A 24,737-nucleotide genomic window follows, 5' to 3' on the forward strand; every position below is an offset into this window, starting at 1 on the left:
CCGGCGTGAACGGGCCCCGCGCACCGCTGGAGGCGCGGACGCCGTCCCGTGCGACGGGTGGCGTGCGGGGCCCGCCCTCGGGCGATGGGCAGGGCGGGCCCGGAGTGCCCGGCACCGGGCCCAGGTCAGCGTGCTCGCCGGTCGATGAGTGCGGCCAGGCCGTCCAGGATGCGCTGCAGCCCGAACTCCCACGCCTGATCCTGCCCCTCGGTGTGGAGCGCGGACGCGAGGGCCGCCGTGAGCGCGGGAAAGGGCTCCCCGTGTTCCCGCAAGAGGTCTCCGAGGACGGCGCCCAGGTGCGCCTCGGGGTTGCCCGCGGGTCCCGCGGCCTGCGCCTGCTGGGTGATGCCGCGCATGTGACCGATCAGCAGGACGGCCGCGTCCATCCGTTCGGCGCCGTTCAGCCCTGTGCCGTCCAGCGCGGAGACGGCACGCTCCAGCCAGGACAGTTCCCCCGGCCCCGGGACACGCGGCCCGACGGTGGCGGCCAGCACCCAGGGGTGCTGGTGGAAGACGGTGATCAAACGGCGGGCCCACTCCTCCAACTGCTCCCGCCAGCCACCGGGCCGCGTCGGCGCGGGGCAGGGGCCGATCGCGGCGTCCACCATCAGGGCGACCAGCTCGGCCTTGCCCGGCACGTACCGGTACAGGGCCATCTTCGTCACGCCCAGCTGTGCGGCGACCCGCTGCATGGACACATCGGCCAGCCCGGCCGCGTCGGCGATCTCGATCCCGGCCCGTGCGATGCGGTGCAGATCGAGTGTCGGCCTCGGTCCGCGCGTCGGCTTGGGGTGAGGACCCCACAGCAGTCGTACCACTTCGGCGCCGGCGCCATCCATGTCTGCCGCTCCTTCCGGTCCGGGTCTTGCCCTGCGAACTGTTTCCAGGGTACACAGTCTCTGTCCGTGTCCTTAGGACACAGTTTTTGAGCGGAGGCACCCGTGAGCAGGAACGTCCTCATCTCCGGCGCGAGCATCGCCGGCCCGGCGCTGGCCTACTGGCTGGGACGCCACGGATTCAGACCCACCGTCGTCGAACTGGCCCCGGCCCTGCGCCAGGGAGGCCAGGCGGTCGACTTCCGTGGCGAGACGCACCTGACCGTGCTGGAACGGATGGGACTCGTTCCCGTACTGCGCGCGCTCCAGACCGGCGGGAGCCCGATGCGCTTCGTCGACGAACGCGGCCGGACGCTCTTGCGTCTGCCGTCCGAGTTCGCCGGAGGTGAGCTGGAGGTGCCCCGTGGAGACCTGGCCCGAGTGCTGTACGAACACAGCCTCCCCCACACCGAGTACGTCTTCGGTGACTCGATCACCGGTCTCACCGAGACCTCCTCCGGTGTGCGGGTCGACTTCCGGCACGGGGTCTCACGCGACTTCGACCTGGTCATCGGCGCGGACGGGCTGCACTCCCACGTCCGCGGCCTCGCCTTCGGCCCGGAGGAGCACCATGTGCGCCACCTCGGCTACTACGCCGCCGCCTGGCAGCTGCCCAACGACCTGGGGGTGGAGAAGGGGTCGGTCGGGTACAACGTGCCGGGGCGGCTCGCCGCCGTCGGCGCCGACCACCGGGACCCTGCCCTGGCCGGTGCGTTCTTCGTCTTCGCCGCGCCGGAACTGGCGTACGACCGCCACGATCCCGAACAGCAGAAGCGTCTGATCGGCAGCGCCTTCTCCGGCCTCGGCTGGGAGGTGCCCCGCCTGCTCGCCTCCCTGCACCGGACTCCCGATCTGTACTTCGACTCGATCAGCCGGGCCGATGCGGACACCTGGTCGAAGGGGCGGGTGTGCCTCATCGGTGACGCCGCCTGCGGGGCCACCCTCGGGGGCATGGGCACGGGGGCCGCGCTGGTCGCCGCCTATGTGCTGGCCGGCGAACTCGCGCGGGCGCGGGGCGACCACCGGGCGGCCTTCCTCCGGTACGAAAGCAGGCTCCGCGGGTACGCCAGGAGCTGTCAGACGGGCGGCGGCCGCGCGGGCAAGTTCCTGGCGCCCGGCACAGCCGCCGGCATACGGCTGCGCAACACCCTGCTGTCCCGTCCTCTGTTCCTGAACGCGATGCTCAGGCTGGGGGAGAAGGTCAGCAGCACCCTGGCCCTGCCCGACTACGCGGACGACCCGGGCCACGTCGCTCGGTGACCCGCTTGCGCGAAGCCCTCCCGGCATTCAGGCCCGGCCTCGACGCGCCGTCGCGGCGGGCGCCGGACACCGGGTAAGCGCCGGACACCGGGGCAGGGGCGACCCGCAAGCGAAGCCTCTGCTCCGGTGCCCGAGGCCCGGAAAGGGTCGGACCCCGTCGCGACGGGGGAGACACGACGGGGTCCTGACCCACCTCTTCCCGGAACGTGCACCGTCACACCTTCACCGCCGGGCGGATCGCTCCGAAGGCGGCACGGGCCTCCCGGGACGTCCGGGCGAGGGATCCAGGACGGGGCGGCGGTGCGACCACCCGGCGACCCGCACGAGCGCGCGCCATCCGCTCGGCCGCGGCGCCCGGTGCGCGCGGGTCCACCGCTGGGCGCGGCCGGGCGGTGTACGACGTCACCCGTTCCGGCCGACGGCGGCCTGGTCCGCGATGTGCGCCCTGACCGAGCCGTAGACCGAGGCGTCGAGGGGGAATTCGGTGTGCCCCAGGCAGGTGGTCAGGTTGTTCACCGCGCCGGTGAGGGACACGGTGCTGTCGGGGTTGATGATGATGTCGCAGGGCGACTTCCAGGTGGCGTAGCGGGGAGTGCCGGGCGTCTCGTCACCGGCGTTGAGGGCGTTGAGGAAGGCCGAACCGGGACGCATTTCGGCGCACGCGGCGCCGCCGCACCAGTAGGCGGTGTCGGTGCCGTGGTTGGGGCCCGCCAGCGAGACCCACGCGTCGACCTTGCGGTCTCCTCCGAGGTTCTTGAGGTAGTAACGGGAGGAGAGGCTCCCCAGCGAGTGCGTGACGAGGTCGACCCTGGCCGCGCCGGTGGCCGCCAGGACGCGGTCGATCTCCTGGGCCAACTGGGCGGCCGTCGTGGCGTTTGCCTGGGTGGAGGCGTACGTCCACTGGTACAGGCGGTCGTTCGGCCAGCCGTCGGAGCGGAAGCGGTCGGCCATGGTGTTCCAGGTCGATCCGCTGCTGTTCCAGCCGTGCACGAAGACGATCGGATCGGGGACGGCGGCCGTGGTGGCGGGCGCCTCCGCTGAGACGGCGGGGGCGGCCGCGGCCTCGGAAGGGAGGGCCGCGAAGGCCAGGGCGACGGCGCAAGTGGTGCGCAGCAGAGCAGAGTTCACACACCAGGTTGTAGCGGGACGACAGCACCCGACACCATGAGAACCGGGGTCGGCTCACCCGCCTGGGCGTCGCCCTTCACCGCGGAAACGTTTTGGCGTCGTACTCCCGGAAGGACGGACCGCCGAGGGCGATGAGCGGGGCACCCGGCTCCCCCGACCGCGCCGAGACCGCTGGAAGCGAGCCGGTGCGGACCGCTCCGGGGGCGGGCGGGCGCCGGCTTCCGGGCGGGAACCCGGCAGACGGTGAAGACGTCCCGCAACACGGCCGGCCCGGACGGGACACCCCCTGGGCCCGGAGCGCGGCGGGATCGCGGTGGACGGTCTTCACACCGGCGTAGAACCGCTCGGCCCGCGTCGCAGGGGGACGAACCCCTTCGCCCTCACCGGGCCGACGTCGCCCGGCCCACGACGGAGATCCTTGCGGGCATCCATACGGGCCATCGAGGCGGTCCTTTCCGGTTCACTCCACCGGCCAGGGGTGGACAGGCACCCGTGACGGCGGGAACGTGTGAGGCGAAACCCACGTGATCCCCACACGACCGGCCGGCCCACCGCCCGACGGAGCGGCCGTATCCAGCGACCTCACAGCGGCACCGGGCCGTCGCGGGACGGATACGGGGCCGAACGACGCTCTCCCCGGCGGCACGCCCCCCCCGGCGTCCGCGAACCGGCCACGCGGTCCGGTGGTACGGCCACTGCGAAGGGGCAGGTATGCGAGTCATGTCGGTTCTCACCGTCGACGTCGGCACATCGGTCATCAAGTCGGTCGTGTTCGACGCCCGGGGAAAGGAGATCGCCCTCTCCCGTACCCGTACCGAAGTGCTGCGGCCCCACCCCGGCTGGGCCGAACAGGACATGGACGCGGTGTGGAACGGTGTGGTCCGCACCGTGCGCGGGGCCCTCTCCCGACTCGGCAGGGAGCACGCCCCGGTACGGCTGATGAGCTTTACCGCCCAGGGCGACGGCTGCTGGCTCGTCGACGACGACGGCCGCCCCACCGGCCCCGCGATCCTGTGGTCCGACGGACGCGCCGGCGACCTGCTGACCCGCTGGGCGGCGGACGGCGTCCTGGAACGGGCGTACCGCCGCAACGGCTCGCTGACCTGCGGCGGCATGCCGAACGCCGTGATCAGCTGGCTCGCCGCCCATGACCCGGGGCGCCTGGAACGCTCCCGTACGGCGCTCACGGCCGCCGGATGGCTCTTCCTCGCACTCACCGGTGTCGCGGCCATCGACCGGTCCGACGCCTCGGCGCCCTTCCTCGACCACACCACCGGCCGGTACGACCCGGCGATCCTGGACCTGTTCGGGCTCGGCGACCAGCGCAGGCTCCTGCCCGAGGTCCTGGGGGAGGACGAGCGCATCGCGGAGCTCACCCGCCGCGCCGCCGACGAGCTGGGGCTGCCCGCGGGGCTCCCGGTGGTGATGGCCCCCTACGACATCGCGGCCACCGCGTGCGGTGCCGGTGTCGTCAGCCCCGGCCAGGCGTGCGGCATCCTCGGCACGACCCTGTGCACGGAGATCGTGACCCGGCGGGTGGACACCACCGGCGAACCCTGCGGCATCAACATCGCCTACGGCGGCCCGGACCGCGTGCTGCGCGCCTTCCCGACCCTCTCCGGCACGGAGGTCCTGGACTGGGCGGCGCGCACCCTGGGCATCGGGAGCCCCGCGGCCCTCGGCGAGCTCGCGTTCGGCCCCCGCCCGGTCACACCACCGGCGCGACCCGGCGGCGCACCCCTCGCGCCCGACGCCCGGCCGATGGCGCCCGGAGCCGGGGGAGTGGCGTTCCTGCCCTACCTCTCGCCGGCCGGGGAACGGGCCCCCTTCCTCGACCCCCAAGCCCGCGGCGCCTTCTGGGGACTGTCCCTCGACCACTCACGCGCCGACATCGCCCGAGCCGTCTTCGAGGGCCTGTCGATGGTCGTACGGGACTGCCTGCGGGCAGCGGGAACCGAGGTCCGCGAACTGCGTCTGTGCGGCGGCGGATCGGCCAGCGACCACTGGTGCCGGCTGATCGCGGACGTCACCGGCGTCCCCACCGCGCGCAGCGCCGACACCGAACCCGGTGCCAAGGGCGCGTTCCTGACCGGCCTCGTCCACAGCGGCGCCGAACCGGACATGCGCACCGCCGCCGACAAGTACGTCCGCGTGCGCACCACCTGGGAGCCCGACCCGCGGCGGGCCGCCCGGTACGACGAGCTCCACGCGTCGTTCCTCACCTGGCGCGACACCGCCCGGTCCCTCGGCTGGGCCCCCGCACCGGGTCCCGGGCCCGCCCCCGCGCATAACGTACGTCATGCCTGACGACGTCCTCGGCCCCGACGCCGTCCACCTCGGTCTCGACCTCGGCACCCAGAGCGCCCGGGCCGTCGCCGTGGACGGCACCGGCCGGCTGCTGGCCGCAGTCTCCCGCCCCCTGACCGGCCACCGCGACGGGCCACGGCACGAACAGGACCCCGAACAGTGGTGGTCCGCCCTCGCCGCCGCCTGCCGGGAGGCGCTCGCCGGAATCGCCCCCGGGCGCGTACGGGGCCTGGCCGTCGACGGCACGTCCGGCACCGTCCTCCTCGCCGACCGGCACGGCACGCCCTTGACACCCGGCCTCATGTACGACGACGGGCGGGCCGGCGCGTACACCGAACGCGTCAACCGGGTGGGGGAACGCGTATGGCACCAGCTCGGCTACCGCACCATGCAAACGTCCTGGGCCCTGCCGAAACTGCTGTGGCTCCTCGACCGCACCCCCGTGGACGGAGCACGGCTGCTGCACCAGGTCGACCTCGTCACCTGGCGACTGGCCGGACGGCAGACCGCGAGCGACGCCAGCCATGCCCTCAAGACCGGCTACCACCTGATCGACGAGCGCTGGCCCGAATCCGAACTGGCCGCCCTGGGCGTCCCGCCCGGCCTGCTGCCCGACGTGGTACGCCCGGGAGCCCCGCTCGGCACGGTCTGCGCCGCGGCCGCGTCGGTCACCGGCATCCCCGCCGGAACGCCGATCGTGGCGGGGATGACCGACGGCTGCGCCGCAGGGATCGGCGCAGGCGCCCTCACACCCGGGGCGTGGAACTCCGTCCTCGGCACCACCCTGGTCCTCAAGGGCGTCAGTCCCCACCTGGTCAGGGATCCCACCGGGACCGTCTACTGCCACCGGGGCCCCGGCGGCGCCTGGCTGCCCGGAGGGGCGTCCAGCAGCGGGGCCGGAGCGATCGCCCAGTGGTTCCCCGGCGCCGACCTCGACGCGCTCACCGCACGGGCCGCCGCGTCCGGCTCCACCGCCGTCGTCTACCCGCTGGTGGGCGCGGGCGGCGAACGCTTCCCCTTCCGCGCCCCCGACGCCGTGCCCTTCGTCCTCGGTGACCCGTCCGGCGACGGCGCACGGTTCCACGCCTGCCTGCTCGGCGTGGCCTGTGTCGAACGGCTCGCCTTCGACCACCTCGACCACATCGGCGCCCCCGTCGACGGCCCCCTCACCCTCACCGGCGGGGGAGCCCGCAACCGCTACTGGTCACAGCTGCGCGCGGATGTCCTGGGCCGTCCGGTCGCCCTGCCCGAACAGGCCGAGGGCGCCGTCGGCATGGCGGTACTGGCCGCGACCGCCTCCGGCGCCACGCTGGAGGAGGCCGCGGCCGCCATGGTGCGCGTACGGGAGGAGCTGCGTCCCGATCCGGCGCGCACGGCCCGGCTGACCCACGCCTATCTCGGATTCGTCGACGAACTGACCCGGCGCGGCTGGCTGGACCGGTCCGTGGCCGACCACGCGCGCGGAAGGGCCGGGCAGTGACCCACTTCGTCCTCGTACGCCACGGTGAGACCACCTGGCACGCCGACAACCGCTACGCGGGCCGCACCGACGTACCGCTGACCGGTCTCGGCCGGCGGCAGGCCGCGGCGCTCGGCACCTGGGCCGCGGGACAGCGGCTGGACGCCGTGCTCTGCTCACCGCTGTCGCGTGCGCGGCTCACCGCCGAACCGGCCGCCGCCGCCCTGGGCCTCGCGCCGCGCGTGGACGAGCGGCTGTGCGAACTGGACTTCGGACGCGGCGACGGACTCACCCGGGGCGAGATGGCCGAGCGGTTCCCCGCGGAACTGGCCGCGTTCCTCGACGACCCGGTGGCCCATCACCTGCCCGGAGGCGAGGACCCGGCCGCCGCCGCCGAGCGGGCCATCGCCTGCCTGGAGGAGGTGGCGGACGAACTCCCCGACGGGCGCGTGCTCGTCGTCGCCCACTCCACCCTCGTACGCCTTGTCCTGTGCACGCTGCTCGGCATCCGGCTCTCCCTCTACCGACAGGTCTTCCCGGCGCTGGAGAACGGGGCCCTCACCGAGCTGCGGCTGCGGCACGGCAAGGCGTCCCTGCTGCGGCTCAACGTCCCCGCCATCGCCCCCACCTCCTGAGACCACGCCGCCCACGGCACCGACCGCCCCTGACAGACCCCCTCTGGAGCATCCCGTGACCACCACCGTCCTCGCCGCGGGCGACCATTTCGTCCTGCCCCGTCTGTTCACCGAGGAACTGCGTGCCGCGGCACCCGGCGCGGCGCTCGACGTCAGGGAGATCCAGCTGCCCTGGCCGCACACCCCCTTCGGCAAGGTCGCCGAGGTCGACGAGGCCGTCGGCAGCGAGGACGAGATGATCGAGGCCCTGCGGGACGTACGCGTCTGCGTCACCCAGATGGCCCCGCTCACCGCACGTGTCCTGGCCCGCTGCCCGGCCCTGGAGCTCTTCTGCGTCAGCCGGGGCGGCCCGGTCAACGCCAACCTGGAGGCCGCCACCCGTCACGGCGTGGCCGTGAGCCACGCACCCGGCCGCAACGCCGTGGCCGCCGCCGAGCACACCCTCGCGCTGCTGCTCGCCGCGGCCCGCGGCATCGGCGAGGTCCACACCGACCTCACCCACGGCGTCTGGCGCGGGGACTACTACGACTACGACAACTGCGGCATCGAGATCGACGGCTCCGTCGTGGGCCTCGTCGGCTTCGGCGCGATCGGCTCCCGGGTGGCGCGCGCGCTGGTCGCGATGGGCGCCACGGTCCTCGTCCACGACCCGTACGCGAAGCCCGAGGCCGTGGCGGGCATCGCCGAACTGGTCCCCCTCGACCAGCTGCTGTCGCGGTCCAGGATCGTCTCCCTGCACGCTCGGGTGACGGACGAGACCCGGGGCATGATCGGGCGCGAGCAGCTCGCCTCCATGCCGCGCGGGTCGGTCCTCGTCAACTGCGCCCGGGGCGCGCTGCTCGACTACGACGCCGTGTGCGACGCCCTGGAGTCCGGCCGTCTCGCGGGCGCGGGCTTCGACGTATACCCGGCCGAGCCGGTCCCGGCGGGCGCGCGCCTGCTGAGCACGCCGGGTGTGGTCCTCACCCCGCACATCGCCGGGGCGAGCCGGCAGGTCGCCCACAAGGCGGCTCGGATCGTGGCGGGCGAGGTCGGCCGCTTTCTGCGCGGCGAGGGGCTCGCCCACTGCGCCAACCCGGAAGTGCTGGGCCGTTAGGGCCGCGGGAGGGCGCGGGGGCCGCGGGAGGGCGCGGGCGTGCGCGGGGTCGCTCGGCCGGTGGGGACGGAGGCCGTTTCGCCGGTTTGATCATGGGGTACCCGGGCCGGGTGTCTACACCCGGAGGTGGTCCATGAGTGAACTGGGGCATGAGGCGAACGGCACCATCACCACCAAGGTTCCCGCACGGCTGGACCGGTTGCCCTGGTCGCGCTGGCACTGGATGATCGTGATCGGTCTGGGGACCGTGTGGATCCTCGACGGTCTCGAAGTGACCGTCGTCGGCAACATCGCCAGTCGGCTCTCCGAGGACGGCAGCGGACTCTCCATCACGGACGCCCAGGTCACCGGTATCGCCGCCGCGCTGTACGTGGCGGGCGCGTGTTCCGGAGCGCTGTTCTTCGGCTGGCTGACGGACCGTTACGGGCGCAAGAAGCTCTTCCTGATCACCCTGGCCGTCTACCTGGCCGCGACCGCGCTGACCGCCGTGTCCTTCTCGGCCTGGTGGTTCTTCCTCTTCCGGTTCCTCACCGGCTTCGGCATCGGCGGCGAGTACGCGGCCATCAACTCGGCCATCGACGAACTGATCCCCAGCAGGTACCGGGGCCGCGTCGACCTGATCATCAACGGCAGCTTCTGGCTCGGCGCCATGGGTGGCGCCCTGCTGTCCGTGCTCGCCCTGAACACCGACATCTTCCCCAAGGACATCGGCTGGAGGCTGACGTTCGGCCTGGGCGTGGTGCTGGGCCTGGTGATCCTGCTGGTGCGGCGGCACGTCCCGGAGAGCCCGCGCTGGATGTTCATCCACGGGCGCTCGGAGGAGGCCGAGAAGCTGGTCGACGACGTGGAGCGCGAGGTCGAGAGGGAGACGGGGGAGCGGCTGCCCGAGCCGGCCGGATCGATCACGATCAAGCAGCGGCACAGCGTCGGCTTCGTGACGATCGGCAGGACGCTCTTCCGCTCGTACCCCAAACGGGCGGTGCTGGGGCTCTCGCTCTTCGTCGGACAGGCGTTTCTCTACAACGCCATCACCTTCGGGTTCGGTTCGATCCTGGTGAAGTTCTTCGATGTCCCCAGCGGTACGACCGGCTACTTTTTCACCGTGATCGCGTTCGGCAACTTCCTCGGACCGCTGCTGCTCGGCCGTCTCTTCGACACCTGGGGACGACGGCCCATGATCGCCGGAACCTACGTCCTGTCGGGACTGCTGCTCTATGTCACGGCCTGGATGTTCGGCAACGGCTGGCTCACGGCGATCACCATGACGGCGTGCTGGTGCGTGGTCCTCTTCTTCGCCTCGGCCGGCGCCAGCTCCGCGTACCTCACGGTCAGCGAGATCTTCCCGATGGAGACCCGGGCGATGGCCATCGCCTTCTTCTACGCCATCGGCACCGCTGCCGGAGGTATCTCGGGACCGCTGATCTTCGCCGGCCTCACGGAGAGCGGAGTCGTCGGCGACACCGTGCTCGCGTTCTGCATCGGAGCGACGCTGATGGTCCTCGCGGGGGTGGTGGCCGTCTTCTTCGCCGTGGACGCGGAACGCAAGTCGCTGGAGGACATCGCCACCCCGCTGTCGGCGCAGGCCGCCGCCACGACACCGGCCGACGCGAGCTCGGCCGACGCCTCCTCGACACCTCCGCCCACGGGCTCGGCGTCCCCCCGCTGACCGCATCCGCCCACGGGCTCGGCATCCCCTGCTGACCGCCCCCGACCAGGCCGGACAGTGCCGATTGGCATTCCCGGGGAAGGGTGGTTTATCGTTCACCTAAGCGCTTGTGGAGATCCCTTCACAACCGCGCGAGTTGCCCCGGCTGGTTCCCCCGTCCAGCCGGGGCTTCTCCTTTCCCGGGGCCCGCCGCTGTTCCCGGCGGCTCCCTCCCGGCCGGGTGCCGCCCGCCTTCACGTCTTCTCCTCAGCCTTGTCCCGCCCTTGTCCTGCCCTCGGTCCCGCCCTCGGTCCCGCCCCGTCCTGTCCGCGGCCCCGCCGCTCGCGCGCGGTGCCCCCGTCCCCTGACACGACCCCCGGGGGCACGCGAACGGGTGGGTTCATGCCCGGGCACGGCTTCGGGGCCGACCGCCCGGGCATGCGTCCGACGAACCACTGCGGACGAAACCACCCGAGGAGCGATGGGACATGACCGAGTACGAACGTTCCCGCACGATGCCGGCGCCGCCCGAGCAGGTCTTCGACGAGGCCGCCAACGTCGGCCGGCTGAACTCCTGGATGCCGGAGGATCTGCACGTGCGCGCCGAGGAGCTGCCCGCGGTCACCGTGCACGAGGACCACAGCGACCGGGACACCTCCGCGCTGCTGCGCGCGCGCAAGGAGCAGATGCGGCTGGAGTGGGGGACCAGGGACACCGGCGGCTACGCCGGATGGCTCCAGGTCGCGGGGATCGACAGCGGTGCCAGTGAGGTGACGGTGCACCTCTCCTTCTTCGAGAAGGAGCACGACCCCGGCCAGGAGGCTGTCCACACCGCCCTCGACGGGAGCCTTGAGCGCCTTGAGGAGCAGGTACGGCTGAGGGTCGACGGGGCCGCGGGCTGAGGAGGGCGTCCGGTCCGGCCCCGCGGCCGGACCGTGGGTGATCCGCCCCGGCGGGCGGCCCCGCCGGACCGTGCGCGCGCGCTCACGTCTCCACTCCCGGCGGGCGCTGCCGTCCGTCGCCGCGCAGCCGTCGTCCGACGGCGACCAGCCGGGGGTGGCGTTCCTGGAGCTCGGCGGAGTGGCGGTCGAGCTCCTGGGTGAGCCGCTCGGTGCGCTTGAACACGTCCAGTTCGTCGAGGATGCGGTCGATCTCGGCGAGCAGCGCGCCGTGCAGCTGCCACTGCCGGGGGTGCTCCTGCACGTCCTCCAGCAGCAGGTCGGCGACGTGGTCGCGGGTGGTCCGGCTGACGGCCAGCGCGTTCGTCAGCCGGTCCTCGGCCTCCTCGGCGCTGGCCGCGACCGGGGTCGTGACCAGTACCGCGTAGCTCTCGATCGCGTCGGCCATCTGTGCGTACAGCTCCTTGAGGGACGCGGCGACGTCCGGCGGGAACAAGGACTCCTCGGTCCGGAACTTCGCCAGATCGGTCAGCGTGCGGGTGAGGACCCGCAGCACCACGGCACAGATCTCCAGCGTGTCCAGGCCGGTCCGCAGGACGACCCTGGCCATGAGTCCCTGCCGGACGCGCGGGTTCATCATCAGACTCTCCTCCGCCTGCCGCAGCGAGGCGTCGACCTCCACGATGTCGTGGTCCAGCCGGCGTGCCTCGTGCAGCCTGGAGGCGGCGTGCCCGACAGGGATGTGGCCGCGCTCGCCGATCTCCTCGCCCATGGCGCGCAGCATCCTGCCCATCTCGTTGGCCAGTCCGTTGATCGAGGCCCCGGCCGTCTGCACCCACACGGGCGGGGCGAACAGCAGATTGAACAGCAGGCCGACCCCGGCGCCGATCAGGGTCTCCAGGACCCGGTGCCAGGCCACGGACGTGGCCTGCGAGACACCGAGGACCAGCATCGCGCTGATCGCCACCTCCGGTACGAACTCGTCCACCCGCACGAAGCGCCCGATGATGAGCGAGGTGAAGATCGTCAGGCCGAGGCTCCACCAGGTCAGGCCGACCAGGGCGCTGAAGCCGATGGAGATCAGAACCCCGACGACCACCGAGTTGACGCGCCGCACCCCGGTGGTCAGGGTCGAGTAGAGGGTGACCTGCACGACGAGGAGAGCGGTCAGCGGAGCCGTCAGGGGCGCGGGCTGCGGGGGCAGGACCATCAGGGCGACGACATAGGAGATGACGGCGGCAGCGGTGGAGCGCAAGGTCTGCGCCGCGACGGGTTCGGTGGTCCGCCGCACCAGTTTGATCACGGGTGCTGATACTTCCGGCATCCCATTCCAGTGCCCGATCATGAGCAGATCAGCACACTTCCGTCCCAGGAACCCCTCGGACGCTCCTGTTGCCCAAGCGACTCCCATGTCTCTGCCATCACTGCTGCCACAGTGATATCCGGTGTCACTGACGTGCCCGCTGTTCTCCGCCACCACGGTTGTCCGCGCCGGAGCCGGGCGGAGCCGGGCGGAGCTGGGCGAGGCCGTGCGGGGGAGGCGGGCGGAGCCGCGGGCGGGTTTGCGAGGAACCGTCCGTGGTACGGACAGAGGCCCGGACCCTTGTCGAGGAGGAGTGATGGACCTGCCTTCGGACACCCCCGCCGCTTCCCGCACGCCCCGGCCCGCCCGGGTGGCCGTCGTCACCGGATCGGACTCCGGCATCGGCCGTGCCACCGCCGTCCGCCTGGCGAGCCAGGGCATGGACATCGGCATCACCTGGCACACGGACGAGGAAGGCGCGCACCGGACGGCCGAGGAGGTCCGGGCCCATGGGCGGCGGGCGGCCCTGGCCAGGACGGACCTGTCCCGGCTGCCTGACGCCGCCGGCGTGGTCGAGGACCTGGCGCGGGAGCTCGGTCGTATCGACGTCCTCGTGAACAACGCCGGTACAGGGACGGCCACACCCTTCGTGGACATGGAGTACGAGACCGTGCGCGAGGTGATCGACGTCGATCTCATCGGGCCCTTCCTCTGCGGCCAGGTCGCCGCGCGCCGCATGATCCGGCAGGGCGACGGCGGGTGCATCGTCAATGTGACGTCCGTGCACGAGCACCAGCCCCGGGTCGGCGCCGCGCCCTACTGCGCGGCCAAGGGCGGACTGGGTCTCCTCACCCAGGTCATGGCGCTCGAACTGGCCGAGCACGGCATCAGGGTGAACGCCGTGGCCCCCGGGGAGATCGCCACCCCGATGACCGGCCAGGAGGACGAGGACGTGCGCCGCACCTCCCGCCCCGGAGTCCCGCTGGGCCGCCCGGGTGACGCCCGCGAGGTCGCGGCGGTCATCGCGTTCCTCGCGAGCGAGGAGTCCTCCTACGTCACGGGCGCGTCCTGGGCCGTGGACGGCGGCATGCTGCGGATGGGCCCGCAGGCGGGGTCGCACCTGGAGAGCGACGCCTGGCGCCGGCCCTGAAGCCCGGACGCCCACCGGACCCTGCCCGCCGCGCCCCGGGTGGCCACACGGCGGGAACGCGGGGAGGACGGCGGGGCTGAACGCCGGGACGAAGGCCGGCGGGGACGCGGGAACGACGGCGGGGATGGATGCCGGGCCGAAGGTCGGGATGTATGAACGGCGCTCCTCGGGGCAGCCGCCTCATCAGTGATCGTCAACGATCACCGCGAATTCGACGTGATCCCCTGTGATCCGAGTGAGGAGCCCACCGTGCTGCTGGCCCACCCCGCCGTGCTGAAGAACCTCATGGAGCGCTACGAAGCCCTTGCCCTGCTCCAGGCCGGGGACGGCGGGCCGGAGAGCCGCCAGGAGTTCGACGACGTCGGCTACCTGCTCTGTGTGGCGACCGGGACGAGCGACGTCGACGCCGCGCTCGTGGCGGCCCGCTACCGGCTGCCCGGCGCCCGTACCGAGGACGACTCGCTCCTCGGGGCCCAGGACGCCGTCCTGTGACGCGCGTGATCCGTCGCGCCCCCGCCGCGTGGACGTGAACGCCCGCGCGGTCCCGCCCGCGCTCCTCGCATCGCACGGCCGGCGGAGCCGCGCCGACCGAGGGCCCCGCCGCCGGCGGGGCCCTCGGTCGTTCTCCGGTCGGCCGGGTTCAGCGCGCCGTCGGTCGGTTCACCGCGTGACCACACGCCGCTCATTGGGGACGCAGTGGGTCATGGTGAGACCCGAGACGTCGCGGGGCGGGTTCTCCCCGAGGTTCGCCAGCCGCTTGCGGTCCTCCTCGGTGAGGTCCTGGCTGGCGAGCGGCTCCAGCCCGGCGACCTCCCGCGGGGTGATGCCGAGCCCCTCACCGACGCGGACGCCGAGGTCGTTCTCGACGAGCAGGAAGTGCCAGACCATCCGCTCCTGGACCGGCCGGTCGCACTGCTTGAGCAGCGTGATGAAGTTGTTCACCAGGTCGTCGCGCTCCCACTGCTCCATGAGCAGATAGCGCTGGCCGGCCTGCGTGTAGTCGTTGGTCCGGGGGATCCGCTTGCGCGTGAGCCTGCCACGGATCTCCGGACCCTGTTCGTCGTGCGTGGGGAACTGTCCCTCGCGCAGACCGCCGGTGATCGACGGCTCGTAGTTGACGATCGGGTTCTCGCCGCCGCCGTCCACGTGGTAGGTCATCAGGCCGTCGCGCTGATTGGTGCGCACCTCGGCGTTCTTGGCGTGATTGACCGGCAGCTGCAGGTAGTTGGGCCCGACCCGGTAGCGCTGGGTGTCGCTGTACGAGAAGGTACGGCCGACCAGCATCTTGTCGTCGGAGAAGTCCAGACCGTCCACCAGGACGCCGGTGCCGAACGAGATCTGCTCGTTCTCGGCGAAGTAGTTGTCCGGCATCCGGTCGAGCACCATCCTGCCGATGGGCTTCGGCGGGAAGTCCTGCTCGGGCCAGGTCTTGGTGTCGTCCAGCGGATCGAAATCCAGCTCCGGGTGGTCGTGGTCCTCCATCATCTGCACCCGCAGCTCCCACTCGGGGTGGTCGCCGCGCCCCACCGCCTCGTAGAGGTCCTTGGTGGCGTGCCCGAGGTTGTCGGCCTGCACCTGGGCCGCGTCCTCCGCGGTCATGCTGCTGACGCCCTGCTTGGGGATCCAGTGGTACTTGACGAGGACGGTGTCGCCCGCGTCGTTGACCCACTTGTAGGTGTTCACGCCGAACCCCTGCATATGGCGGTAGTCGGCGGGGATGCCACGCGGGCTGAAGAGGTTGACCAGCATGTGCATGCTCTCCGGGGTCTGCGACATGAAGTCGAAGATCCGGCGCGGCTGCTGCTCGAAGGTGACCGGGTCCGGCTTCAGCGCGTGGATCACGTCCGGGAACTTGATCGCGTCGCGGATGAAGAACACGCCCAGGTTGTTGCCGACCAGGTCCCAGTTGCCGTCCTCGGTGTAGAACTTCACCGCGAAGCCGCGCGGGTCGCGCGCCGCCTCGGAGGAGTCCCGGCCGCCGATCACCGTCGAGAAGCGCACGGCGAGGTCGGTCCGCTTGCCGCGCTCCTGGAACAGCTTGGCCCGGGTGAAGCGGCTGATCGGCTCGTCGCCCCAGGCGCCGTACGCCTCGAAGAAGCCGAACGCGGTGACGCCCCGGGCGTGGACCACGCGCTCGGGGATGCGTTCCCGGTCGAAGTGGCTGATCTTCTCCAGGAACTGGTAGTTCTCCAGTGTCGCCGGGCCGCGTGCCCCGACCGTGCGCTGGTTCTGGTTGTCGTAGACCGGGTGGCCCTGCCGGTTGGTGAGCACCTTGCGGTCGTCGCCGGGGGTGGGACCTCGGCTCGATACGTCCGTCACGATCCTCCGCTCCTTCGAGTTGTTCGAGATGTTTTGTCCAATACGTCGCAGTATCCTCCGTCAGCCGCCAGCCGGAAGGGGCCAACCGGTACGGGAGGCGACGGATCGCCGCCCGCCTCCCGTACCGGACCTGCCGCCGTCACCCCGCCGTGGTCGCGTGCGGACGCGGCGTGGGGGCGCCGTCGCCGGCGTCGTCGGCGCTGTCGCGCACGCCCAGGTGGTAGACCGCGAAAGCCTGGCCGATCACCGGCTGCGCCACGTTCCGGACGCGCACCCCGCCGCTGGTCATGCCGTGTTCGACGCCCATGTGCGCATGACCGTGGACCGCGAGGTCCGCCGCAGCCCCGTCCACCGCCTCGGCCAGCAGATAGCTGCCCAGGAAGGGGTAGATCTCCAGCGGCTCGCCCACCAGGGTGTCCGGCACCGGCGCGTAGTGCGTCAGGGCGATCCGTACCGCGCAGTCCTTCCGTTCCAGCACGTCCAGAGCGGTGCGCAGCCCGTCGGCGCACCGCCGGGAGTACTGGATGAACGCCTTCATCTCCGGCTCGCCGAACTCGCCGCCGCTGCGGCCCGCGAAGCCGCCGCCGAACCCCTTGGTCCCGGCCACACCGACCCGGACGCCATTGATGTCCAGGACGGTCCCCTCGCCCTCCAGCACCCGCACGCCCACCGCTTCGAGCGCCGCCGTCACCGCCGCCTGCTGGTCGCTCTGGTAGTCGTGGTTGCCCAGGACCGCGACGACCGGGACGTCCAGCCCGGCCACTTCCCCGGCCACCACCTGCGCCTCCTCGGCCGTGCCGTGGCGGGTCAGGTCACCGGCGAGCAGCAGGACGTCCGCGCACTCGCCGAGGGTGTCGAAGGCCGGCCGCAGCGCTCCCGCGCTGTCCGGGCCCAGGTGGATGTCGCCGACCGCTGCTACTCGGATCACGCCAGCTCCTCGGGGTGGTCGGGGGCGGTCGCTCGGACCACTACCAGGTCCTCGCGCACGGGCAGCCCGGCCAGCTCCTCGCGCGCGATCCGCAGGATCTCGTCCTTGCAGGCGGCGCTGGAGACGGTGCCGTAGAGCATGACCGTCACACCGCGCTGCTCGATCCGGATGCCCAGCTCGGCGATGTCCTCGCCGGCCAGCCGGTCGCGCAGGTGCGCGATGCGGTACTCGGCGGTGTCGGCGGTGTTCATGACCTCACTCCCGTCGGTCGATGACGTTCAGGCGCTCCAGCAGGTAGAGGAACGCCTCGGGCATCGGGACGCCCTCGTTCTCCCGGCGCAGCAGATCCCAGTCGATCTTCTCCCGCAGGGTCCGTGCGATCGGGAGCACCGCCCCGAAGTCGCAGTGGTGCTCCGAGAAGGCGGCCAGCAGGCTGCCCATCAGATCGGTCGGGGCGAGTACCGGCATCTGCACCGAGTCCACCGGCAGGATCTGGGCCCGGGCCAGCAGGTCACGGTTCACCGGGTGGCGGGTCAGCTCGAAGATCAGGTCGATCTCCTCGCCATGGCTGCGGGCCTTGACCAGCCAGTCCTCCGGCGGGATCCGGACCCGGATGCCCGCGCCCTCCAGGTCCCGCGTCACCGCTTCGGCGTCCTCGCGCAGGATGGCGAAGTCGGTGTCGTGCTGGAGGCTGGCCGGTACGCCGTGAGCGTAGGCGGCCACACTTCCGGCCAGCGCGAAGGGATGACCGGCGCCCTTCAGGATGCTCGCCACGTGCTTGGTGGCCTCCAGGATCGCCTGGGTGCGGTCCGGAGGAAGGCGGCTGCCCCCGGACCCGCCGCCCTGGGCGGGACCTGGCGAAGGGGCCGGAGGATCGGCCTCCACGGCCCTGCCGCCCGCCAGCCGCAGCCCGGACGGCTCCGTCGGTGTGCCCGGATGGGTGGCGTCCTGCGAGTGGTTCCTCACGGTTGTCCGTCCTCCTCGTCGGCCTGCGGGGAGCGGTTCGGGTACCCGCCCTGTGCCGAACGACCCATGGGAATGCGCGGCCGTGTGGATCCCGTCGATCAGCGCCGGCGCCGGGCCACGGCCGCCATCACGGTTCCCACGGTCACGAGCAGCGCCGCCACCCCGGCGAGCAGCCACAGCTGGACCCCGGCACCCGTGTCGGCCATTTCGCCGGCCGCCTCCACACGCAGGCGCCGGTCCATGGCGAGCGCCTCCGATTCGGAGGGGGCCGCCTGGCGCGAGACGGGCGACACGAGCGCGCCGGCGGCGGGGGAGGGACCGCCGGCTCCGCTCGCCGCGACGGGCTTGGGGCCGGCCGCCGGACCGCTGCCGGACTGCTGTGCCCCGGCGCCGCCGTCCGTACGGCCGGTGTGTTCGTCGCCCTGGTCCGGGTGGCCGGAGCCCGCCGGTGCCGAGGGCCCCGACTCCGCGCCGCCGGACGCCCCCGGCCCGGAAGGCGACGGTGACGGCGCGGCCGTGGCGCCCTGTCCGCACGACAGCTCGGCGGCGAACGGGACGTGGTGGATCCCGCCCGCGTTCACCGCGCCACCCGAGGAGGCCGGGAGGGTTCCCGCCTCCAGCGAGCGGACCACGACGTCACCCTCGATGCCCGCCGCGCTCAGGTCCTTCAGATGGGCCCGGGGTGCGTGGAGGGAGCCGAACAGCGTGTTTCCGCCCGTCAGGGTGATCCTCGCGGCGTCGGGGAAGGCCCACAGGAGATAGGGCGCCTCCGCGTCGCCGGCACCCGTGAGGGCGGGTGTGCGCCAGGACAGGCCGTCTCCTCCGGTGTCGGTCACCACGACGAGAGGGCCGGTGGCCGTCGGCTTGTTCTCGAAGGTGAGCACCGCGATGTCGCTGAGCTGCTCGCCGGTCAGACGCAGCACGTTGGTCCGGTCCTCGGACAGGCGGACCCGGACGTTCGAGCCGGGCGCGAGGTCGCCGCGGTCCGTCAGCGCCGCCCCTTCGCCGTCCCGCGCCACCACGTCCGCCGAACAGGAGGCCAGCAGATCGGCGCGCCCGCGATGGCCGGCGAAGAGCTCCCCGACGTCCAGCAGACCGGGCGCGGGCCCGACCGAGCCGGGCGGCTGCGGGACCGTGAGCTCGATGCGCGGCGTGGTGTTGTATCCGGTGCCGGAGCCGACGATCCGGGTGTTGACGGCGGCTCCGTTCATGTCGGTGGCCAGAGCGGGGGTGCGGGCGGTGTCGCCGATCTTGACGTATCCGTCGCCCCGCACCCGCAGCACACCTTCGGCGGCGCTGCCCGCGAAGTCCGCCCTGCCCCCGACCAGCAGCGCCGTGGGCCGGGAGTCACCGGGGGCGACGAAGGAGCCGCCGCCCGGCGGCGAGACGGTGAAGCCCGTACCGAACCGCAGGTCCCCGCCGACCGCGACGGCTCCCCGGCTCTCCCCGGCACCCAGCAGGGCGTCCTTCTCGGTGACGACGCCGAATCCGTTGTTCCCCGCCATCGGATTGCCGACGACGGCCGTCGACGTACGGGAGGACCGCTCGGACGCCGGGGGAGCCGGGTCGGCCTGGACGGTCTGCACCGCGATCCCCAGACTCACCGCGCATACCGCGGGCACTACAGCCATTCCAGTCATTCGCATAGCGGGAAAATAGGATCATCGTGCGCGTCTGTGCGTGTGACGCGCCCAGTCGCCCGACCGCCTCACATCAATGGCGGAACGGACGGCCGCCCACCGGCCATCACCCCGCCCCGTCGGCACATCGGCTCGCTCAGGACGCTGCCCCGGGCGCCGGGCCGCCGAGGCCCGCCGGGCCGGGTCAGCCCAGTTCCAGGGTGCTGACCCCGAAGACCCGGTCGGCGGCGAAGGGGCGGACCGGGCCGGTGTACATGCGTGCCGTACGGAACGAGGGGGTCAGGCCGCGGGCCTCGGCCAGACGGACGGCCGCCGGGTGGGCGTCCGGGACGTCGACGGCGATCGTGGCCGCCCCCGAGGCGGCCACGAGGGAGTCGAAGAGCGCCTCGGCATCGGCCGGCGCATCGGCGAACAGCGGTCCGATCCGCGCACCCTCCCGCGCCGGGCGGATCACCCCGTACCCCGTGAGCCGGCCGTCGACGACACGGGCGAGCGCCACGTGTCCCGGCAGCGTCAGCCACCCTTCCAGGAACCGGACGCGCTCGGCCGGATAGCAGGCGCTGTCGTACGCGGCGATGGCGGACAGGCCCACGCTGACGGCCGGCACCACGCCCTCGCCCGGCGGGCGCACGGGCGCCGGCCCGGCGTACCGCGCGGTGCCGTACGCCCAGGCGAAGCCCGAGCGGCGGTAGTTGTCCTGCTGCGCCGGCACCCCGTCCAGTCCCACCGTGCGGTCACCGGCGTGGGCGAGCGCCGCCTTCCACGTGGCCAGCCCGTGCCCGAGGCCGCGCAGGTCCGGACGCACCAGGTAGAAGCCGAGAAAGGCATAACTGTCGCTGTAGTTGACCACCGACACGGACGACACCGGCTCGCCCGCGATCCTGCCCAGGAAGAAACCGTCGGGATCCTGCGCGAAGAAGCCCGCACCGTCGGACAGGCCCGGATTCCAGCCCTCGGCAGCCGCCCACTCCGTCACCAGGCGCCAGTCCTCCGGCGTCGCCCGGGACACCTGCAGGTCCCCATCCGACGGGTACGTCATCACGATCTCCTTCGGGCCGTCACCACGGTTGTCCTCGTACGCTATGCACGCGGCCGGTCACCCACCAGAGGGCGTCATGGGGCGCGCTGCCTGGGCGGCTCCCGCGACCGGCGGTGCCCACGCCGGTCCCGCGACAGGGACCGGCCGCCCGGCCGCCGCCCGGAACCGGGCGGCCGGGGCGCTGGGCGGGGCGACATACGGGGGGCCATGGACGGGCGGTGCACCGCACGCAACCGTGCGGTGCACCGCAGAGCCCCCTCAGCCCGTCGCTCCCGTCAACCCGAGTCCTTGGACATCCCGCTTCCGGGTGGGCCGTCGCTCCCGGGTCGGTCACCGGTCGGTCCACCGGCTTCTTCCGACGGCTGCTCCGCCGCGGCCGGGTCCAGGATGCGGGTCAGGAAGTTCCGCGTCCGCTCGTGCTGCGGATCGCCCACGACCCGTTCGGCCGGGCCCTCCTCGATGATCCGCCCGCCGTCCATGAAGACGACCCGGTCGGCGACCTCCCGGGCGAAGCTCATCTCATGCGTGACGACCATCATCGTCATGCCCTCGGCGGCGAGCCTGCGCATGACGGCCAGCACATCGCCCACCAGCTCCGGGTCGAGCGCCGACGTGGGCTCGTCGAAGAGCATCACCTCCGGCCCCATGGCCAGCGCGCGGGCGATCGCCACCCGCTGCTGCTGACCGCCCGACAACTGCGCGGGGTAGGCGTCCGCCTTGTCCGCCAGCCCCACCCTTGCCAGGTTCTCCCGGGCGACGGCCTCCGCCTCCTCCTTGCCGCGGCGCAGGACCCGTCGCTGGGGGAGCGTCAGGTTCTCGGTCACCGTCACGTGCGGGAAGAGGTTGAACTGCTGGAAGACCATGCCGATCCGGCGGCGGACGGCGTCGATGTCGACATCGAGGTCGGTGACCTCGGTGCCGCCCACGAAGACCTGCCCCCCGCTCGGCTCCTCCAGCAGATTGACGCAGCGCAGCAGCGTCGACTTCCCCGACCCGGAGGGCCCGATGACGCACACCACCTCGCCCGTGGCGATCTCCAGATCGATGCCGCGCAGCACCTCGTTCTCACCGAACGACTTGTGCAGTGCGCGGATCTCGATCTCCGGACGGCCCGGTTCCTTGCGCATCCCGCTCCTCACCTCGCCCTGTCGGCACGGGCTTCGAGGCGGCGCACCACGAAGCTCAGGGGAATCGTCACCAGCAGATAGCAGAGCCCGGCCACGAGGATCGGCGTGGAGTTGGCGGTCTGGCTGGCCAGATCCCGGCCGAACTTGGTCAGTTCCCGTTCCTCCAGGGTCACCCCGAGGAACAGGACCAGCGAGGAGTCCTTGAACAGCAGGACCAGTTCGTTGGTCAGAGGCGGGATGACGATGCGGAACGCCTGCGGGATGATCACCGACACCATGGCCCGGGCGTGCGAGAAGCCGAGCGAACGCGCCGCCTCCATCTGCCCCTTGGGCACCGCCTGGATACCGGCACGGATGGTCTCGGCCATGTACGCGGCGGCCACCAGGCCGAGGCCGAGCGCCACCTTCCCGTACGTACCACCAGGGATTTCCGTCCCCGGGAAGGCCAGCGGCACCGCGACACCGACGAAGATGAAGATGAGCAGGGCCGGGAGACCGCGGAACAGCTCGATGTAGACGCTCGCCACCCACCGGTAGGGCGCCACGGAGGAGAGGCGCATCAGCGCCACGATCAGACCGAGCACCAGGCCGAAGAGGAAGCCGGAGAGCGTGTACACCACCGTGTTGCGCAGTGCGATGGTGATGATGTCGGGAAAGAGCTGGCTCGCGAGGTCCTTCTGCGCGAACTGGTTCTGCAGGCGGTCCCAGTCGGCCTTGACGGCGACCAGGACCACCACCGCCACGAGCACCGCGTACTGGACGCCCTGGGAGACGCGGCGCCGCTGGCGCCTGGACAGCCGAGAGGTCACGACTGTCCCTTGGGCAGCGGGCCGATCCACTGCTCGTAGAGCTTCTTGTACGTCCCGTCGGCCTTGGCGTCCGTGATGGCCTTGTTGATCGCGGCCAGCAGCTTGTCGTTGCCCTTCTTCACCGAGAAGCCGTACTGCTCGCCCGTCTCGATGTTCTCGCCGAGGGCGAACGCGTCGGCGTTGGCCTTGTCCTTCAGCCAGCCCTGTACGACCGGGTAGTCGATGACGACCGCGTCGACCTGGCCGGTGCGCAGACCGTTCAGCACGGCGTCGGAGCTCTCGAACGCCACCGGGTCGAAGCCCTGCGAGGTGGCGTAGCTCTCCCCGGTGGTCTCCGCCTGCGCCCCGAGCTTGAGCTTCTTCTCCTTGACCTCCGCCAGCGTCGTCACGCCGCTCTTCTTGGTGGCGAGCAGTGCCTGGGTGGCGTCGAAGTAGGGGACGGAGAAGTCCACGTTCTTCTTGCGCTCATCGGTGATGGTCATGCCGGCGGCCGCGAGGTCGCACTCACCGGAGTTCAGGAAGGCGCCCGTCTTGAAGTTCTCGAACGGTGTGTCGAGGATCTCCTGCTTGACGCCGATGTCCTCGGCCACCAGGTCGACGAGCGACACATCGAATCCGACCACCTTCCCGTTCTGCTCGAACTGGAAGGGCGGGTACGGCAGATGGGTGCAGGTGGTCAGCTTCCCCTTCTCGGCCACGGGCACACCCCCCTTGGCCACACCGGGTCCTTCGTCGTCCGACGAGCAGCCCACGGCGAGCAGCAGACCGGCCGCTGTGGCGCAGGCGGTGATGACGGTACGGGAGCGGTGGGCGCGCTTGCCGCCGGCAGTCCTCAGCACGGGTTGACCTCCTTGACACGGGGGCGGCGGGGGTGGGACAGCCGCCGGGCGTGATCGTATGCCACGGAAGGCGTGACGTCGCGGAGATCAGGAATCCCCTCACAGGCGCCGCCCCAGCCCCAGGGCACCCCGTGGCCCCATGAGTCCCAACTCTCATGCGCCGCAGCTCGCCGATCCGGCCGCATCCGGGAGACAAGCCCTAGGGTCGGGGATGTGATCCGACACACGACAAACCCGAAAGTGGCGGTCCTCGGCACCGGAATCATGGGTGCCGCCATGGTCCGTTCCATGCTCCGCTCCGGCCTGTACGTCCACGCCTGGAACCGCACCCGTGAGAAGGCCGACGCACTCGTCGCGGACGGCGCCCGCACGGCATCCACCCCCGCCGAGGCCGTCACCGGAGCCGATGTGGTCCTGACCGCCCTCAACGACGGCCCCCGGGTGCTGCAGGCGATGAAGGACGCGCTGCCCGGTCTCGCCCCCGGGACCGTATGGGCCCAGACCGCCACCGTCGGCGACGCCGCCACCGCGGAGCTGGCCGCCTTCGCCGACGAGCACGGCCTCACGTTCGTCGACGCGCCCGTCCTCGGCACCCGGCAGCCCGCCGAGGCGGGCGAGTTGCTGGTCCTGGCCGCAGGCCCCGAGAGCGCGCGCACCACCCTCGCTCCCGTCTTCGACGCCATCGGCCGACGGACCACCTGGGTCGGCGACGACGGGCGAAGCGCCGCCGCGAGCCGCCTCAAACTGGTCCTCAACAGCTGGGTCGCGGCCCTCACCCACGCCACCGGCGAGGCGCTCGCGCTCGCCCGCGGACTCGACGTCGACCCGCGCCTGTTCCTGGACAGCGTCGAGGGCGGGCCGCTGGACAACGGCTATCTGCGTGCCAAGGCCGCCGCCGTACTCGCCGACGACTACGCGCCGAACTTCACCGTCACCAACGCCCTCAAGGACGCGCGCCTCATCGTCGAGGCCGGCCGGCGCTCCGGCGTCCGGCTGGACCTCGCGGAAGCGGGCGTGGCCCGCTTCGAACGCCTGGAACAGCGGGGCCAGGGCGACCGCGACATGGCGGCCAGCTACCTGGCCGCCTTCGAGCCGTCCGTCCAGGACGGCTGAGGCACGGGGGCCGCGGCGGGAGGAGCCCTGTCCGGGTGCCGACGGACACCCGCCGGGCCGCCCGGCCCCGGAGCCGCCCCGGGCCGCCCGGCCCCGGAGCCGCCCCGGGCCGCCCGGGGCGGCCGTGCGCACCGCCAGGCCATGCACCGGTCCTCCCCGGCCGCTCCTCGCCGCTCCGTCGCGGGCGGACCGGACAGGCC

At 72.3% G+C, this 24,737-nt stretch carries 22 protein-coding genes; 10 read left to right on the forward strand and 12 right to left on the reverse strand.

Annotation, left to right across the window (positions count from 1 at the left end; all coding sequences use genetic code 11):
• Positions 1-125 precede the first annotated feature (125 nt).
• Positions 126-839: a TetR/AcrR family transcriptional regulator gene (locus PUR26_RS20080; RefSeq protein ID WP_329873796.1), complete on the reverse strand. Its 714-nt coding sequence runs from the start codon at positions 837-839 to the stop codon at positions 126-128.
• Between the two features lie 102 nt (positions 840-941).
• Between PUR26_RS20080 and PUR26_RS20085 the strand changes: the two genes are divergently transcribed.
• Complete coding sequence (locus PUR26_RS20085) at positions 942-2,135, forward strand: FAD-dependent monooxygenase (protein ID WP_329873797.1); 1,194 nt, start codon at positions 942-944, stop codon at positions 2,133-2,135.
• Between the two features lie 402 nt (positions 2,136-2,537).
• Here the strand turns inward: PUR26_RS20085 and PUR26_RS20090 are convergent, their stop codons facing one another.
• Entirely contained in the window at positions 2,538-3,263 is a 726-nt protein-coding gene (locus PUR26_RS20090) for an esterase/lipase family protein (protein WP_329873798.1), read from the reverse strand.
• Positions 3,264-3,983: 720 nt separating this feature from the next.
• Here PUR26_RS20090 and PUR26_RS20095 point away from each other — a divergent pair.
• The 6 genes from PUR26_RS20095 to PUR26_RS20120 all read left to right on the forward strand — a co-directional run bounded on the left by PUR26_RS20095 (position 3,984) and on the right by PUR26_RS20120 (position 11,307).
• A complete protein-coding gene (locus PUR26_RS20095; RefSeq protein WP_329873799.1) occupies positions 3,984-5,570 on the forward strand; it encodes an FGGY-family carbohydrate kinase in 1,587 nt (528 codons plus the stop codon).
• The gene (locus PUR26_RS20100) at positions 5,563-7,050 is read left to right on the forward strand and encodes an FGGY-family carbohydrate kinase (protein WP_329873800.1); all 1,488 of its coding nucleotides are present in this window, start codon (positions 5,563-5,565) and stop codon (positions 7,048-7,050) included. The genes PUR26_RS20095 and PUR26_RS20100 overlap by 8 nt, the downstream gene beginning before the upstream one ends.
• Positions 7,047-7,664: a histidine phosphatase family protein gene (locus tag PUR26_RS20105; protein ID WP_329873801.1), complete on the forward strand. Its 618-nt coding sequence runs from the start codon at positions 7,047-7,049 to the stop codon at positions 7,662-7,664. Before PUR26_RS20100 ends, PUR26_RS20105 begins: the two co-directional genes overlap by 4 nt.
• 55 nt (positions 7,665-7,719) lie before the next feature.
• Positions 7,720-8,760 carry a 2-hydroxyacid dehydrogenase gene (locus PUR26_RS20110; protein WP_329873802.1) on the forward strand — a complete coding sequence of 347 codons (1,041 nt, stop codon included), beginning with the start codon at positions 7,720-7,722 and terminating at the stop codon, positions 8,758-8,760.
• Between the two features lie 133 nt (positions 8,761-8,893).
• Entirely contained in the window at positions 8,894-10,426 is a 1,533-nt protein-coding gene (locus PUR26_RS20115) for an MFS transporter (protein ID WP_329873803.1), read from the forward strand.
• A gap of 467 nt (positions 10,427-10,893) precedes the next feature.
• Complete coding sequence (locus PUR26_RS20120) at positions 10,894-11,307, forward strand: SRPBCC family protein (RefSeq protein WP_329873804.1); 414 nt, start codon at positions 10,894-10,896, stop codon at positions 11,305-11,307.
• A gap of 82 nt (positions 11,308-11,389) precedes the next feature.
• Here PUR26_RS20120 and PUR26_RS20125 read toward each other — a convergent pair whose 3' ends face one another.
• On the reverse strand, positions 11,390-12,628 hold the full coding sequence (locus PUR26_RS20125; RefSeq protein WP_329873805.1) for an FUSC family protein: 1,239 nt from the start codon (positions 12,626-12,628) through the stop codon (positions 11,390-11,392).
• 295 nt (positions 12,629-12,923) lie between these two features.
• Here PUR26_RS20125 and PUR26_RS20130 point away from each other — a divergent pair, with 295 nt between their 5' ends.
• Both PUR26_RS20130 and PUR26_RS20135 read left to right on the forward strand, forming a co-directional pair.
• Positions 12,924-13,757 carry an SDR family oxidoreductase gene (locus PUR26_RS20130; protein ID WP_329873806.1) on the forward strand — a complete coding sequence of 278 codons (834 nt, stop codon included), beginning with the start codon at positions 12,924-12,926 and terminating at the stop codon, positions 13,755-13,757.
• A gap of 249 nt (positions 13,758-14,006) precedes the next feature.
• Positions 14,007-14,249 (forward strand): DUF5133 domain-containing protein, encoded by a 243-nt coding sequence (locus PUR26_RS20135; protein WP_329873807.1) that lies wholly within the window; start codon positions 14,007-14,009, stop codon positions 14,247-14,249.
• Between the two features lie 168 nt (positions 14,250-14,417).
• On the opposite strand, the gene PUR26_RS20140 is transcribed toward PUR26_RS20135, so the two are convergent.
• The 9 genes from PUR26_RS20140 to PUR26_RS20180 all read right to left on the reverse strand — a co-directional run bounded on the left by PUR26_RS20140 (position 14,418) and on the right by PUR26_RS20180 (position 23,421).
• Positions 14,418-16,076, reverse strand: a complete 1,659-nt coding sequence (locus PUR26_RS20140) for a catalase (RefSeq protein ID WP_329873808.1) — start codon at positions 16,074-16,076, stop codon at positions 14,418-14,420.
• Positions 16,077-16,215: 139 nt separating this feature from the next.
• Positions 16,216-17,004, reverse strand: coding sequence for a metallophosphoesterase family protein (locus tag PUR26_RS20145; RefSeq protein ID WP_329873809.1), 789 nt, complete (start codon positions 17,002-17,004; stop codon positions 16,216-16,218).
• On the reverse strand, positions 17,001-17,255 hold the full coding sequence (locus PUR26_RS20150) for a hypothetical protein (RefSeq protein ID WP_329873810.1): 255 nt from the start codon (positions 17,253-17,255) through the stop codon (positions 17,001-17,003). Before PUR26_RS20150 ends, PUR26_RS20145 begins: the two co-directional genes overlap by 4 nt.
• A 4-nt stretch (positions 17,256-17,259) precedes the next feature.
• Positions 17,260-17,970 (reverse strand): hypothetical protein, encoded by a 711-nt coding sequence (locus PUR26_RS20155; RefSeq protein ID WP_329873811.1) that lies wholly within the window; start codon positions 17,968-17,970, stop codon positions 17,260-17,262.
• 98 nt (positions 17,971-18,068) lie between these two features.
• Positions 18,069-19,574 carry a collagen-binding domain-containing protein gene (locus PUR26_RS20160; protein WP_329873812.1) on the reverse strand — a complete coding sequence of 502 codons (1,506 nt, stop codon included), beginning with the start codon at positions 19,572-19,574 and terminating at the stop codon, positions 18,069-18,071.
• 220 nt (positions 19,575-19,794) lie between these two features.
• Positions 19,795-20,649: a GNAT family N-acetyltransferase gene (locus PUR26_RS20165; RefSeq protein WP_329873813.1), complete on the reverse strand. Its 855-nt coding sequence runs from the start codon at positions 20,647-20,649 to the stop codon at positions 19,795-19,797.
• Positions 20,650-20,924: 275 nt separating this feature from the next.
• On the reverse strand, positions 20,925-21,776 hold the full coding sequence (locus PUR26_RS20170) for an amino acid ABC transporter ATP-binding protein (protein ID WP_329873814.1): 852 nt from the start codon (positions 21,774-21,776) through the stop codon (positions 20,925-20,927).
• A gap of 8 nt (positions 21,777-21,784) precedes the next feature.
• Complete coding sequence (locus PUR26_RS20175; protein ID WP_329873815.1) at positions 21,785-22,585, reverse strand: amino acid ABC transporter permease; 801 nt, start codon at positions 22,583-22,585, stop codon at positions 21,785-21,787.
• The gene (locus tag PUR26_RS20180) at positions 22,582-23,421 is read right to left on the reverse strand and encodes an ABC transporter substrate-binding protein (RefSeq protein ID WP_443077122.1); all 840 of its coding nucleotides are present in this window, start codon (positions 23,419-23,421) and stop codon (positions 22,582-22,584) included. Before PUR26_RS20180 ends, PUR26_RS20175 begins: the two co-directional genes overlap by 4 nt.
• 216 nt (positions 23,422-23,637) lie before the next feature.
• Between PUR26_RS20180 and PUR26_RS20185 the strand changes: the two genes are divergently transcribed.
• A complete protein-coding gene (locus PUR26_RS20185; RefSeq protein WP_443077114.1) occupies positions 23,638-24,537 on the forward strand; it encodes an NAD(P)-dependent oxidoreductase in 900 nt (299 codons plus the stop codon).
• Positions 24,538-24,737 lie beyond the last annotated feature (200 nt).

This window comes from Streptomyces sp. SP18CS02, from assembly GCF_036322365.1.
In the GTDB taxonomy this organism is placed as follows: Bacteria; Actinomycetota; Actinomycetes; order Streptomycetales; family Streptomycetaceae; genus Streptomyces.